This window comes from uncultured Sphingomonas sp. (assembly GCF_946477935.1).
In the GTDB taxonomy this organism is placed as follows: domain Bacteria; phylum Pseudomonadota; class Alphaproteobacteria; order Sphingomonadales; family Sphingomonadaceae; genus Sphingomonas.
In genome coordinates, this window is sequence record NZ_CAMLAC010000005.1 from 14,219 (window position 1) to 27,108 (window position 12,890).

A 12,890-nucleotide genomic window follows, 5' to 3' on the forward strand; every position below is an offset into this window, starting at 1 on the left:
GTCGTTGACCCTCCGTAACAGGAGGTTCGCGATGCTGTTCTCGACACCCACGCAATTCGCGGTGCTGGCACTGCTCTTCGTCGGCGGCTGGCTGCTCGGCCTGGCCAGCCATCCCGGCGGTCGCAAATGGCGCGAACGCTACACCGCCGAGCGCGACGCGCACGCGACGGTACGCAACGAGCATGACACGCGGCTGAGCACCGCCAATGCGCGCATCGCGGAACTGGAACGCGAAAATAGCCGGCTCGCCCAGGCGACCCCGGTGGCAACGGCGGCACCCGCCACGCCGATAACGGGCGCCCCCCTCTCGACCGCGCCGGTCGCCTCACGCCCGATCGCCGCCACCGCCGCCCGCCCGGCCTTCGGCGGCGAACGCCGCGGCTGGTTCGATTTCGGCGACCGGACGCGGCGCTGACCCCTCTCCCGTTGGAAAGGAAATGGCCGTTCTATTCCTCTCCCCTCCGGGGAGAGGAAGGGCCCCATCGTGCAGCGATGGGAAGGTGAGGGGACGCCAAGCAGCGCAGCACTGCTGGTCTGCCCCTCACCCTTCCCACTGCCTGGCGGCAGCGGGCCCCTTCCCTCTCCCCGATGGAGAGAGGGAATTGTATCCCTACCGCTTCAACGCCGCCTGCGCCGCCGCCAGCCGCGCGATCGGCACCCGGTACGGACTGGCCGACACATAATCGAGCCCCACCTGCTCGCAGAATGCGATCGACGCCGGATCGCCGCCATGCTCGCCGCAGATCCCCAGCTTGATGTCGCCCCGCGTCGCACGACCACGCTCGGCGGCCAGGCTGACCAGCTCGCCCACGCCCTCCACGTCCAGGCTGACGAACGGGTCCTTGGCGTAGATGCCCTGCTCGACATAGGCGCCCAGGAAGCGCGCCGCGTCATCACGGCTCACGCCCAGCGTCGTCTGCGTCAGGTCGTTGGTGCCGAACGAGAAGAACTCGCCAACCTCGGCGATCTCGCCCGCCTTCAGCGCGGCGCGCGGCAGCTCGATCATCGTGCCGACCAGATAGTCTACCTCGCGCCCCCGCTCGGCAAAGACCAGCTTGGCCGCCTTGTCGACCACGGCCTTCATCAACTCCAGTTCCCGCCGCGTAGCGACCAGCGGGATCATCACCTCCGGAATCGGTGCCTCTCCCGACTTCTCGGCCACGTCGATCGCCGCCTCGAAAATCGCCCGCGCCTGCATCTCGTAGATTTCCGGGTAGGTCACGCCCAGCCGACACCCGCGATGCCCCAGCATCGGATTGAATTCATGCAGTTCGTTCGCGCGGCGCTTCAGCGTGTCCACGTCCAGCCCGGCCGCCTGCGCCACCTCGGCGAACTCGGCTTCCTCATGCGGCAGGAACTCGTGCAGCGGCGGATCGAGCAGGCGGACGGTGACCGGCAGGCCCGCCATCACCTCGAAGATCGCGGTGAAATCGCTACGCTGTTCGGGCAGCAGCCGGTCGAGCGCGGCGCGACGCCCCTTCTCGTCCGATGCCAGGATCATCTGCCGCACCGCGGTGATGCGGCTACCCTCGAAGAACATGTGCTCGGTCCGGCACAGCCCGACGCCCTCCGCGCCGAACTCGCGCGCGGTCTTGCAGTCGAGCGGCGTTTCCGCGTTGGCGCGCACCTTCAGGCGACGGACCTCGTCGGCCCATTCCATCAGCGTGCCGAAATCGCCCGCCAGCTCCGGCTGCACGGTGGCGACCTCGCCCACCATTACCTCGCCGCTGGCGCCGTCGATGGTCAGCGTGTCGCCTTCGCGCACCTCACGCCCCGCGCAGCGCAACACCTTGTCCTTGGCCGAGATCGCCAGCGATCCGGCACCGGACACGCAAGGCCGCCCCATGCCGCGCGCGACGACCGCCGCGTGGCTGGTCATGCCGCCCCGCGCGGTCAGGATGCCCTTGGCGGCATGCATGCCGTGAATGTCCTCGGGGCTGGTCTCGACCCGGACCAGGATCACCGCCTCGCCCGCCGCCGCGCGCTTCTCGGCGGTGTCGGCGTCGAACACGACCTTGCCCGATGCGGCGCCCGGGCTGGCGGGCAGGCCCTTGGTCAGCACGTCGCGCTTCGCCTCGGGGTCAAGGGTCGGGTGGAGCAACTGGTCGAGCGCGGCGGGATCGACGCGCAGGATCGCCTCCTCGCGGGTGATCAGCCCCTCGTTCGCCATGTCCACCGCGATCTTCAGCGCGGCTTTGGCGGTGCGCTTGCCCGAACGGGTCTGGAGCATCCACAGCTTGGCCTGTTCGACCGTGAACTCGATGTCCTGCATGTCGCGGTAATGGTTCTCGAGCTGGTCGAACACCGCGGCCAGCTCGCCGTAGACCTCCGGCATCGCCTCTTCCATCGATGCGGGCTTGGCGCCGGCTTCCTCGCGTGCCGCCTTGGTCAGATATTGCGGCGTGCGGATGCCCGCCACCACGTCCTCGCCCTGCGCGTTGATCAGGAACTCGCCATAATAGGCGCGGTCGCCCTTCGACGGGTCGCGCGTGAACGCCACGCCCGTGGCCGAGGTGTCGCCCATATTGCCGAACACCATCGCCTGCACGTTGACCGCGGTGCCCCAGTTGGCGGGAATGTCGTTCAGACGGCGATAGACCTTCGCGCGCTCCGACTGCCACGATCCGAACACCGCGCCGACCGCGCCCCACAACTGGTCATGCACGTCCTGCGGGAACGGCTTGCCCCACTGCTCCTCGACCAGCGCCTTGTACTGGGCGACCAATGTCTTCCAGTCGGCCGCACTCATCTCGGTGTCGAGGGTGAAGCCGTTGTCTTCCTTGGCGATCTCCAGCGCTTCCTCGAACGCGCCGTGATCCAGCTCCAGCACGACATCGGCATACATCTGGATGAAGCGGCGATAGCTGTCCCACGCGAACCGCTCGTCGTCCGCCGCCTTCGCCAGCCCCTCGACCGTCTCGTCGTTCAGCCCCAGGTTCAGCACGGTGTCCATCATCCCCGGCATCGACACCCGCGCCCCCGAGCGCACCGATACCAGCAGCGGGTTCGTCGGATCGCCGAAGCGCTTCTCCGTCACCGCCTCGATATGCGCGATCCCCTCCGCGACCTCGTCACGCAGCGTCTGCGGGAACTGCTCACCATCCTCGTAATAGCGCGTGCACATCTCCGTCGAAATGGTGAATCCCGGCGGCACCGGCAGCCCGATCGACGCCATCTCGGCCAGGTTCGCGCCCTTGCCGCCCAGCAGGTTCTTGTCCCCCTTGCCGCCATCCGAAACACCGCCGCCGAACCTGTAGACGTAGGTCATTGTCTTTCCTCTGTTTCGTTGTCGTGGTCGCCCAAGAGGGGGCGTATCAGCCTTCAATTCGCGAGAAGTCGGCCACGTTGTGCACCGCAGCACGCACCCGCGCCAGCAGGTTCAGGCGAGCCGCCCGCTTGGCGGGATCGGCGTCGTTGACCTTCACGGCCTCGAAGAACGCATCGATCGGCGCGCGCAGGCTCGCAAGGGCGGCCATCGCCGCCTCGAAATCCTCTCGCGCCACCGCCTCGCTCGCCCGCGGCTCGGCCGCATCGAGCGCGGCGATCAGGTCGGCCTCGGCCTGTTCGGGTGCGTAGGACAAGGCGGTCGCCTCGACGCCCGTCACGCCTTCCTTCTTCAGAATGTTGGCCGCGCGCTTGTACCCGGCGAGCAGGTTCGCCCCGTCCTCGGTCCCGACAAACGCCTGAAGCGCGCGGACCCGGGCGAGCAGCCGGACCAAATCGTCCTCGCCCCCCAGCGCGAACACCGCATCGATCAGGTCATGACGGACGCCTGCCTCGCGCTGCTGGACCTTCAGGCGGTCGGCGAAGAAGTCGAGTACGTCGGCACTGACCGCACGCGCCAGCGGGAAACGGAGACGGTTGTCGAGGATCAGCGCAATCACGCCCAGCGCCGAGCGACGCAGCGCGAAGGGGTCCTTGGAGCCGCTGGGCTTCAGGTCCGCGCCGAAAAAGCCGGTGATGCTGTCCAGCTTGTCCGCCATGCTGACAGCCACCGTCACCGGCGCGGTCGGTACGTCATCCCCCTGCCCGACCGGCTTGTAATGGTCGCGCACCGCCTCGGCGACGCGCGCGTCCTCGCCTTGCGCGGCGGCGTAGTAACCGCCCATCAGCCCCTGCAACTCGGGGAACTCGCCGACCATGCCGGTAACGAGGTCCGCCTTGGCCAGCCGCGCCGCGCGCTCGGCCAGCGCCGGGTCGCAATCGGGGACGATCCCCTCGCTCGCCAGCCAGGCCGCAAGCGTCGCCACCCGTTCCACCTTGTCGGCGACGGTGCCGAGCTTTTCGTGGAAGACGATCTTCTCCAGCTTGGCCGCCTGCTCTTCCAACGGCGTCTTCAGGTCGGTCTCGAAGAAGAAGCGTGCATCCGACAGGCGCGCAGCAAGCACCTTGCGGTTGCCCTCCACGATCTTCGCGCCGCCATCGCTCGCCTCGATATTGGCGGTGCAGACAAAGGCGTTGGCCAGCTTGCCCGCGCCGTCGCGACACACGAAATATTTCTGGTTCACCCGCGCGGTAAGCTGGATCACCTCGGGCGGCACGTCGAGAAAGGCTTCGTCGAAGCGGCCGAGCAGCGGCACCGGCCATTCGGTCAGGCCGGCATTCTCCGCCACCAGCCCCTCGTCCTCGACCAGTTCCAGCCCGGCCTCCTGCGCCAGCGCGGCGCCGCGGGTGCGGATCAGCGCGGCGCGCTCATCCTGATCGACCAGCACGTGCACGGCGCGGAGCTGCTCGACATAGGTATCCGCGCCGGTAAGCGTGATCGCGGCGGGCGCATGGAAGCGGTGCCCCCGCGTCCCGGCACCGCTGGCGATGCCGGCGATCTCGACGGGCACGACCGCGCCGCCGAACAGCGCGACGATCCCGTGCAGCGGCCGCACCCAGCGCAGGCTCTCGGTGGAGCGCGACGCATCGCCCCAGCGCATCGACTTGGGCCACGGAAACGCGCGGATGATCGCGGGGATCGCCTCGGTCAGCACCTCCGCCGTCGCGCGACCGGGCTTTTCGGTAACAGCGAACAGCACACCGTCCCGCTCGACCAGTTGCTCGCGGGCCAGTCCGGTCTTGCGCAGGAAGCCCTCCAGCGCCTGGGGCGGTGCGGAGGCCCGCGGCCCCTTTACTTCCTCCGACACCGCCTGCGTCGCTGCGGGCAATCCCCGCGCGATCAGCGCGAGACGGCGCGGGGTGGCATAGGTGATCACCTGCCCGGCGGTCAGCCCGGCCTTTGCCAACTCGGCGGCGAACAGGCGGGCGAGATCCTCACGCGCCTTGGCCTGCATGCGGGCGGGAATTTCCTCGGAGCGGATTTCCAGAAGAAAGTCGCTCATGCCGCCCACCCGTTCTTCTCCATCCATGCGCCGCACGCGCCCTTCGCCAGATCGCGGACGCGCCCGATATAGGCCTGACGCTCCGCCACCGAGATCACGCCGCGCGCCTGGAGCAGGTTGAAGGTGTGGCTGGCCTTGATCGCCTGTTCATAAGCCGGGATCGGCAGGCCACGCGCCAGGCTGTTCTCGCACTCGGCGGCGGCCTTGCGGAACGCATCGAACAGCGTGTCGGTATCCGCCACCTCGAAGTTCCACGTGCTCATCTGGCGCTCGTTCTCCAGGAAGACGTCGCCATAGGTCACGCCCGCATCGTTGAAGCGAAGGTCGTACACATTGTCGACGTCCTGGATGTACATCGCCAGCCGCTCCAGCCCATAGGTCAGCTCGCCCGCGACGGGCTTCATGTCGAAACCGCCCATCTGCTGGAAATAGGTGAACTGCGTCACCTCCATGCCGTCGCACCAGACCTCCCAGCCCAGTCCCCAGGCGCCCAGCGTCGGGCTTTCCCAATCGTCCTCGACGAAGCGGATGTCGTGACGGGCCATGTCCACCCCGATCGCGGCCAGCGAACCCAGATACAGGTCCTGCAGGTCGGCCGGGCTCGGCTTCAGGATCACCTGATACTGGTAGTAATGCTGCAGCCGGTTGGGGTTCTCGCCATAGCGGCCATCGGTCGGCCGGCGACAGGGCTGGACGAAGGCGGCGTTCCACGCGTCCGACCCCAGCGCGCGTAGCGTGGTGGCGGGGTGAAAGGTGCCGGCCCCCATCTCCATGTCATAGGGTTGCAGGATCACGCATCCGCGATCGCTCCAATAGTCATGGAGCGTAAGGATCATGCGCTGAAAGGATAGAGGCTGGGTCACGGCTGCGGCTTTGGCGGATGGGTCCAGCAGGGTCAAGCGAGTGGCACCGGGCGCGCGGACGGGCTAGGTAGGGCGCCGCGATCCACCCGAGGAGATCCCCCTTTGCTACTCCGTTCGTTCCGCGCCGTGCTGGCCACGCTGGCCCTCAGCCTTGCGCTTCCCGCCTGCGCCCAGTCCAAGCCCGCACAGGCGCCGAACGATGCCGATCCGGCGCTGTGGGTGGTGAAGGACGAGGACACCACCGTGTACCTGTTCGGCACCATCCATGTGCTGAAGCCCGGCCTGTCCTGGTTTGACGAGGCGGTGAAGACCGCGTTCGACACGTCCGGCGAACTGGTGCTGGAAATGGTGCAGCCGGACCCGGCCGCCATGCAGCAGATCGTCGCCACGACCGGCATCAACCCGACCGGCCCGACCCTGACCGAGCAACTGCCCGAGGCCAAGCGCCCCGCCTATCTGAAGGCGATGACCGAAGCGGGCCTGCCCCCCGCCGCGTTCGACAGGATGAAGCCCTGGCTCGCCGCGGTCAGCCTGTCGCTGATGCCGATCCAGAAGCTGGGCTATGACGCGTCGAACGGCCCGGAAACCGTGCTGGCCACCGCCGCCAAGAGCGCGAACAAGCCGGTGATCGGGCTGGAAACCGCCGAACAGCAGATCGGCTATTTCAACGGCCTGTCACAGCCGGCCCAGATGCAGTTCCTGGTCTCCACCGTCGACGAACTGCCGGAAGCGGGCAAGACGATGGCGACGATGGTCGATAACTGGTCGCATGGCGACCCGGAGGCGCTCGCCAGGGAAATGAATGAAAGCCTGAAGGACTCGCCCGAGGTCGCGAAGGTGCTCCTGACCGACCGCAACGCCCGCTGGGCGAAGTGGATTGCACAGCGCATGGCAAAGCCCGGCACCGTCTTCGTCGCGGTCGGCGCCGGGCATCTTGCCGGTCCGGACAGTGTGCAGGCGCAACTGGCCAAGGCCGGCGTGAAGGCGCAGCGCGTCGCCTATTGAGCCGACATTGCCAGCGCGCAGGGTTTCGGCTATGCGCGCCGGCTTCCGGCCATGGTCATCCCTGGAGGCGTGGGCGGAAAAAGCACATCCATTCGTTTTCGGAGCATATCGCATGAGCGACACCATTACGCTCGCAGCCGAGACGCGTGACCGGGCTGGCAAGGGAGCCTCCCGTTCGCTGCGCCGTGAAGGCCGCGTCCCCGCCGTGATCTACGGCCAGAACAAGGAGCCTGCCGGCATCCATCTCGAGGAGAAGGAACTGGTCAAGGCCCTCATGACCGGTCACTTCTTCAACTCGGTCGTGATGCTGAACGGCGAGCGCACGCTGCCCAAGGACGTTGCGTTCCACCCGGTCACCGATCGTCCGCTGCACGTCGACTTCCTGCGCATCGGCGAGCATTCGACCGTCACCGTCGCGGTGCCGGTCGTGTTCACCGACGAGGAAGAGTCGCGCGGTCTGAAGCAGGGCGGTGTGCTCAACATCACCCGTCACGAGGTCGAGCTGGTCGTCGACGCCGCCAATATCCCGGCGGAGCTGACCATCTCGCTCAAGGGTCGCGAGATCGGCGACTCGATCCACATCTCCGACGTGACGCTGCCCAAGGGCGCGCAGCCGGCGATCGAGGATCGTGACTTCGCGATCGCCACGATCGTGCCGCCGACCGTCCCGACCGCTGCCGACGTGGCCGCCGACGTCGAGGCCGGTGCGGCCGGCGACGAGACCGCCGAGGGCTGATCGTCGCGGGTCCCCTCCTGGGGATCGGTCGGATGGGGGGCAGGTGGCGGCAACGCCCCTGCCCCCTTTTCGTTATGGGGTGGGCTGGTCCAAAGCCAGCTCGGTTGAGTTCGATCCATTCCCCCCTCCGTTCGTGCTGAGCGTAGTCGAAGCACAGCCACCGGCGCATGGCCTTCGACTTCGCTCAGGCCGAACGGATGTGATGCAGGCCTCATGCACGATCATCTAAACCACCCGCCAACCAAGGAGATCGCAGCGTGCAAATCTGGGTCGGACTCGGCAATCCGGGGCCGCAATATGCGATGCACCGGCACAATATCGGCTTCATGATGCTGGACGCGATGGCCGAGATCCATGGCTTCGGCGCGGTGAAGAAGCAGTTTCAGGGCTGGACGCAGGAAGGCCGCATCGGCACGCACAAGGTGCTGCTGCTGAAGCCCGCCACCTTCATGAACGAAAGCGGCCGCGCGGTCGGCGAGGCGCTGCGCTTCTACAAGCTCGACACCGGCGCGCTCACCGTCTTCCACGACGAACTCGATCTCGCCCCCTTCAAGGTCAAGGTAAAGACCGGCGGCGGTACCGCGGGGCATAACGGCCTGCGCTCGATCGACCAGCATCTCGGCCCCGATTTCCGCCGCGTCCGCCTCGGTATCGGCCATCCGGGCCACAAGGACCGGGTGACCGGCTATGTCCTCGGCAACTACGCGAAGACCGAAATCGAGCCGCTGTCCGATCTGCTCGGCGCCGTCTCCGCGGAGGCCGGCTGGCTCGCGGATGGCGACGACACCCGTTTCATGAACGACGTTGCCCTCAGGATGGGCCAATGAGCGATTCCGCAACGGTACGCCGCCTGTTCGCCTCGCTGCTCTACCAGGGCCGGATCGACGATGCCGATCTGATGACGGAACTGAAGGATAGCTGCCTCGCGCTTGCCGAGGAGGACCGGGCCGGACGGCGCTGGTCGAAGGAACATGGCTATCGCGGCTATACCAGCTATGCCTCGCTCAACGATCTTCCGATCCGCGATCCGGTCTTTGCGGACCTGAAGAAGAAGCTCGATCGCCACGTCGCGGCATTCGCGCAGGAATGCGCGTTCGATCTCGGCGGTCGCAAGCTGAAGCTGGACAGCCTGTGGGTCAACGTCCTGAAGCCGGGTGGCCATCACTCGGCGCATATCCATCCGCACAGCGTCGTCTCCGGCACGCTCTATGTGGCGATGCCGCCGGGCGCCGGGGCACTGAAACTGGAAGACCCGCGCCTGCCGATGCTGATGGCCGCGCCGCCCCGCCGCCCCGATGCGCCCGGCGACCTCGCCACCTTCGCCACCGCGCAACCCGAACCCGGCACCGTGCTGCTCTGGGAAAGCTGGCTGCGTCACGAGGTTGTTCCCAATGGCGCGAAGGGTGACCGGATCAGCGTCAGTTTCAACTACAGGTAGTTACGCAGGCGAAAAGGTTCCGTCATCCTGGCGCTGTTTCGGCACGTTTTGTCGCGGCATACTCGTCTCGTTAGTAGCCGACATGATTAACGGGCGCCACGCGCGGCGCCCTGCTGCGCAGATCAGCGCAGAGAAATCGCACGACATGCTGGAAGCCGTTGTTTTCACCTATGGAATGCTCGCAAGTGTCGTCCTGTCGGGCGCGACTCGCAATGCCAAGGCCCGCCGCGCCAATCCGCGGATGCTGCAATATGTCGGTTACGTGCTGATGGGCTTCTCTGCGGCCCTCGGCGTGATGCTGCTCGGTTATGCTGCGGTGATGAGCCTGTCCGGCTAAGCATTGAGGTGCGGCGCCCACGTCGCTAGAGCGGCGCTTTCGCCTCTCTCCACAGGAACGACGCATGGGTTTCCGCTGCGGCATCGTGGGCCTGCCGAATGTCGGCAAGTCCACCCTCTTCAACGCGCTCACCGAGACGGCCGCCGCGCAGGCCGCCAACTATCCCTTCTGCACGATCGAGCCGAACGTCGGCAACGTCGCCGTGCCCGATCCGCGCCTCTACACGCTGGCCGGGATCGCCGGTTCGGCCAAGATCATCGAAACGCAGCTCGCCTTTGTCGACATCGCCGGGCTTGTCCGTGGCGCGTCCAAGGGTGAAGGTCTCGGCAACCAGTTCCTCGGCAACATCCGCGAGGTGGACGCGATCGTCCACGTCCTGCGCTGTTTCGAAGACGGCGACGTCACCCATGTCGAGGGCAAGGTCGATCCCATCGCCGATGCCGAAACGGTCGAGACCGAGTTGATGCTCGCCGATCTCGAAAGCCTGGAAAAGCGTGTCCCCAACCTCGTCAAGAAGGGGCAGCAGGGCGACAAGGAGGCCAAGATCGGCGCCGCTGTGCTCGGTCAGGCACTGGAGTTGCTGCGCGACGGCAAGCCCGCGCGCCTGACCCAGCCCAAGGATGCCGAGGAGGAGCGCGTCTTCGCCCAGGCGCAGTTGCTGACCGCCAAGCCCGTCCTGTATGTCTGCAATGTCGAGGAAGCGAACGCGGCGAACGGCAACGCCCATTCGCAGGCGGTCTTCGCCAAGGCGGCGGCGGAGGGCGCGCAGGCCGTGGTCGTGTCCGCCGCGATCGAGGCGGATATCGCGACGATGCCGGCCGAGGACCGCCCCGAGTTCCTGAGCGAGCTGGGGCTGGCCGAAACCGGCCTCGCCCGCGTCATCCGCGCCGGCTACACGCTGCTCCAGCTTCTCACCTTCTTCACCGTCGGCCCCAAGGAGGCGCGCGCCTGGACCGTTCATGCCGGTGCCAGGGCCCCACAGGCAGCGGGCGAGATCCACACCGATTTCGAACGCGGGTTCATCCGCGCCGAAACCATCGCCTATGACGACTATGTCGCCTGCAAGGGCGAGGCCGGTGCCCGCGACGCCGGCAAGCTGCGCCAGGAAGGCAAGGACTATGTCGTCCATGACGGCGACGTGATGCTCTTCCGCTTCAACGTCTGATCGCTTCAAGCCCTCCCCGTCCAGGGAGAGAGGCGCTGGCGTACCCATTGCATCTGCTGCTCTGTCTAACCCCCTCTCCCCTCCGGGGAGCATCAGGTAAACAGCGCCCCGCGCTGTTTAGTCCATGCCGGGGGCATGGACGACCTGATGCTGGAGGGGCCCACTGCCGCGAGGCGGTGGGAGGGTGAGGGGCCGCCCAGCAACGCAACGCTGCCCGGCAACCCCTGCTTCCGCCTGTCACAAATCCCCGCTAGTCGCTCACGCCATCATGCGGAAAATCCTCACCCTTCTTGCCACTCTCGCCCTCGGCGCCTGCGCCTACCCCGCACACCCGCCTGCCCTGGCGTCCGTCACGCAACCGGCCTCGCCCCCGGCAACGCTCGAACAGCGCAGCCCGGTCACCATCCTCGTCTCGATTGACGGCTTCCGCCCGGACTATCTGAACCGCGGCGTCACCCCCCACCTCTCCGCCCTGGCGACCGGCGGCGTGTCGGCGGCGATGCGTCCATCCTTCCCCTCCAAGACCTTTCCCAATCACTGGACACTGGTCACCGGCCTGGTGCCCGACCGCCACGGCATCGTCGCCAACAGCTTCACCGATCCCGCCCGGCCGACCGAGCCCTTCACCATGGCCTCGGACGATCCCTTCTGGTGGAACGCCGCCGAGCCGATCTGGGTGACTGCCGAAAAGGCCGGCATCCGCACCGCCACCATGTTCTGGCCCGGCTCCAACGTCGCGTGGGGCGGCACCGCCGCGCAAGCATGGCCGCACCGCATCACCGGCGGTACGCGCCCCGCCGACTGGCAGCAGTTCAACCAGCAGGTGAGCGACCACCAGCGGGTCGATGCGGTGATCGACTGGCTCCGCCGTCCGGCCGAAACCCGCCCCCGTCTGGTGACCCTCTATTTCGACGAGGTCGACACCGCCGGCCACCATAATGGCCCCGACGCGCCGGAGACCACGCAGGCAATCGCGGCGGTCGATCAGGCGATCGGCCGACTGGTCGAGGGTCTCGGTCGCCTGAACCAGCCCGCCAACCTCGTCATCGTTGCGGATCACGGCATGGCCGCGACCAGCAGCACGCGCACGATCGCGCTCGATACGCTGCTCGATCCAGCCGACTATGTCCTCAACGACAGCGGCCCCTATGCCACCTTCACGCCGCAACCCGGCCATGAGGCCGCGTTCGCCGCACGCCTGCTGGCAAAGCACCCGCACATGCAGTGCTGGCGAAAGGAGGCGCTGCCCGCCCGCTTCCGCTATGGCCGCAATCGCCGCATCCCGCCCTTCCTTTGCCTGGCCGAAACCGGCTGGACGATCAGCGCCAAGGCGCCCGACCGCGCATCGAGCGGCGGCACGCACGGCTATGACCCTGCTGATCCCGACATGGCGGCCCTGTTCATCGCCAACGGTCCCGCCTTCACCCCCGGCCGCCGCCTGCCCCCCTTCGACAACACGGCCGTTGCCCCCATGCTGCGCGACCTGATCGGCCTGCCTGCGGGCCAGGGGCTCGACGGAACGGATGCGCCGTTCCAGAAGGTGCTGCGTCGATAAGCAGGAGGGGACGGATGCAGTATTTCGAGGATATCACGGTCGGCGACCGTGCCGGCTTCGGCCATTACCCGGTCACGCGCGACGAGGTGATCGCCTTTGCCGAGAAATACGATCCCCAGCCCTTCCACCTGTCCGACGAGGCGGCCGCACGCACCCATTTCGGCCGGCTGGCCGCCAGCGGCTGGCATAGCTGCGCGATGATGATGGCGATGATCGTCGAACATGGCCGCGCGCATCGCCAGGCCGGCCTTGGTTCACCGGGTCTGGACGAGCTTCGCTGGCTGAAGCCTGTCTATCCGGGCGACACGCTACGCTGCGAAAGCGAGGTGCTGGCCGCCCGCGCCTCGGAAAGCCGCTCGACCATCGGGCTGCTCAAGACGCGGGTCACCGTGTTCAATCAGGATGATGCCGCCGTGCTGACCTGCATCTCCAACGTCATGATCGCCCGTCGTCCCGCCTGACCG

12 protein-coding genes are annotated in these 12,890 nt (G+C 67.3%); 9 read left to right on the top strand and 3 right to left on the bottom strand.

Annotation, left to right across the window (positions count from 1 at the left end; genetic code table 11):
• The first annotated feature begins 31 nt into the window (after positions 1-31).
• Positions 32-415: a hypothetical protein gene (locus tag Q0U08_RS01320; protein ID WP_298089271.1), complete on the top strand. Its 384-nt coding sequence runs from the start codon at positions 32-34 to the stop codon at positions 413-415.
• A gap of 195 nt (positions 416-610) precedes the next feature.
• Here the strand turns inward: Q0U08_RS01320 and ppdK are convergent, their stop codons facing one another.
• From ppdK to Q0U08_RS01335, 3 genes are read right to left on the bottom strand one after another with little or no spacing between them, the layout of a single operon-like run.
• Complete coding sequence (gene ppdK, locus Q0U08_RS01325) at positions 611-3,268, bottom strand: pyruvate, phosphate dikinase (RefSeq protein ID WP_298089272.1); 2,658 nt, start codon at positions 3,266-3,268, stop codon at positions 611-613.
• Between the two features lie 46 nt (positions 3,269-3,314).
• On the bottom strand, positions 3,315-5,327 hold the full coding sequence (glyS, locus tag Q0U08_RS01330; RefSeq protein ID WP_298089273.1) for a glycine--tRNA ligase subunit beta: 2,013 nt from the start codon (positions 5,325-5,327) through the stop codon (positions 3,315-3,317).
• Positions 5,324-6,163 carry a glycine--tRNA ligase subunit alpha gene (locus Q0U08_RS01335; protein WP_298089274.1) on the bottom strand — a complete coding sequence of 280 codons (840 nt, stop codon included), beginning with the start codon at positions 6,161-6,163 and terminating at the stop codon, positions 5,324-5,326. Before Q0U08_RS01335 ends, glyS begins: the two co-directional genes overlap by 4 nt.
• 129 nt (positions 6,164-6,292) lie before the next feature.
• On the opposite strand from Q0U08_RS01335, the gene Q0U08_RS01340 reads away from it, so the two are divergent.
• The 8 genes from Q0U08_RS01340 to Q0U08_RS01375 all read left to right on the top strand — a co-directional run bounded on the left by Q0U08_RS01340 (position 6,293) and on the right by Q0U08_RS01375 (position 12,887).
• Positions 6,293-7,195 (top strand): TraB/GumN family protein, encoded by a 903-nt coding sequence (locus tag Q0U08_RS01340; RefSeq protein WP_298089275.1) that lies wholly within the window; start codon positions 6,293-6,295, stop codon positions 7,193-7,195.
• 112 nt (positions 7,196-7,307) lie between these two features.
• Entirely contained in the window at positions 7,308-7,931 is a 624-nt protein-coding gene (locus Q0U08_RS01345) for a 50S ribosomal protein L25/general stress protein Ctc (RefSeq protein WP_298089276.1), read from the top strand.
• Between the two features lie 257 nt (positions 7,932-8,188).
• On the top strand, positions 8,189-8,758 hold the full coding sequence (gene pth / locus Q0U08_RS01350; RefSeq protein ID WP_298089278.1) for an aminoacyl-tRNA hydrolase: 570 nt from the start codon (positions 8,189-8,191) through the stop codon (positions 8,756-8,758).
• Positions 8,755-9,369: a TIGR02466 family protein gene (locus Q0U08_RS01355; protein WP_298089279.1), complete on the top strand. Its 615-nt coding sequence runs from the start codon at positions 8,755-8,757 to the stop codon at positions 9,367-9,369. The genes pth and Q0U08_RS01355 overlap by 4 nt, the downstream gene beginning before the upstream one ends.
• 145 nt (positions 9,370-9,514) lie before the next feature.
• The gene (locus Q0U08_RS01360) at positions 9,515-9,706 is read left to right on the top strand and encodes a hypothetical protein (protein WP_298089280.1); all 192 of its coding nucleotides are present in this window, start codon (positions 9,515-9,517) and stop codon (positions 9,704-9,706) included.
• Positions 9,707-9,770: 64 nt separating this feature from the next.
• On the top strand, positions 9,771-10,871 hold the full coding sequence (gene ychF / locus Q0U08_RS01365; protein ID WP_298089281.1) for a redox-regulated ATPase YchF: 1,101 nt from the start codon (positions 9,771-9,773) through the stop codon (positions 10,869-10,871).
• A gap of 268 nt (positions 10,872-11,139) precedes the next feature.
• The gene (locus Q0U08_RS01370) at positions 11,140-12,426 is read left to right on the top strand and encodes an ectonucleotide pyrophosphatase/phosphodiesterase (RefSeq protein ID WP_298089283.1); all 1,287 of its coding nucleotides are present in this window, start codon (positions 11,140-11,142) and stop codon (positions 12,424-12,426) included.
• Positions 12,427-12,440: 14 nt separating this feature from the next.
• Positions 12,441-12,887 carry a MaoC family dehydratase gene (locus tag Q0U08_RS01375; RefSeq protein WP_298089284.1) on the top strand — a complete coding sequence of 149 codons (447 nt, stop codon included), beginning with the start codon at positions 12,441-12,443 and terminating at the stop codon, positions 12,885-12,887.
• The last annotated feature ends 3 nt before the right edge of the window (positions 12,888-12,890 follow it).

Coding starts and splice junctions, on each gene's coding strand:
- Q0U08_RS01320 (WP_298089271.1), top strand. CDS start 32: ATGCTGTTCTCGACACCCACGCAATTCGCGGTGCTGGCACTGCTCTTC.
- ppdK (WP_298089272.1), bottom strand. CDS start 3,268: ATGACCTACGTCTACAGGTTCGGCGGCGGTGTTTCGGATGGCGGCAAG.
- glyS (WP_298089273.1), bottom strand. CDS start 5,327: ATGAGCGACTTTCTTCTGGAAATCCGCTCCGAGGAAATTCCCGCCCGC.
- Q0U08_RS01335 (WP_298089274.1), bottom strand. CDS start 6,163: ATGATCCTTACGCTCCATGACTATTGGAGCGATCGCGGATGCGTGATC.
- Q0U08_RS01345 (WP_298089276.1), top strand. CDS start 7,308: ATGAGCGACACCATTACGCTCGCAGCCGAGACGCGTGACCGGGCTGGC.
- Q0U08_RS01355 (WP_298089279.1), top strand. CDS start 8,755: ATGAGCGATTCCGCAACGGTACGCCGCCTGTTCGCCTCGCTGCTCTAC.
- Q0U08_RS01360 (WP_298089280.1), top strand. CDS start 9,515: ATGCTGGAAGCCGTTGTTTTCACCTATGGAATGCTCGCAAGTGTCGTC.
- ychF (WP_298089281.1), top strand. CDS start 9,771: ATGGGTTTCCGCTGCGGCATCGTGGGCCTGCCGAATGTCGGCAAGTCC.
- Q0U08_RS01370 (WP_298089283.1), top strand. CDS start 11,140: ATGCGGAAAATCCTCACCCTTCTTGCCACTCTCGCCCTCGGCGCCTGC.
- Q0U08_RS01375 (WP_298089284.1), top strand. CDS start 12,441: ATGCAGTATTTCGAGGATATCACGGTCGGCGACCGTGCCGGCTTCGGC.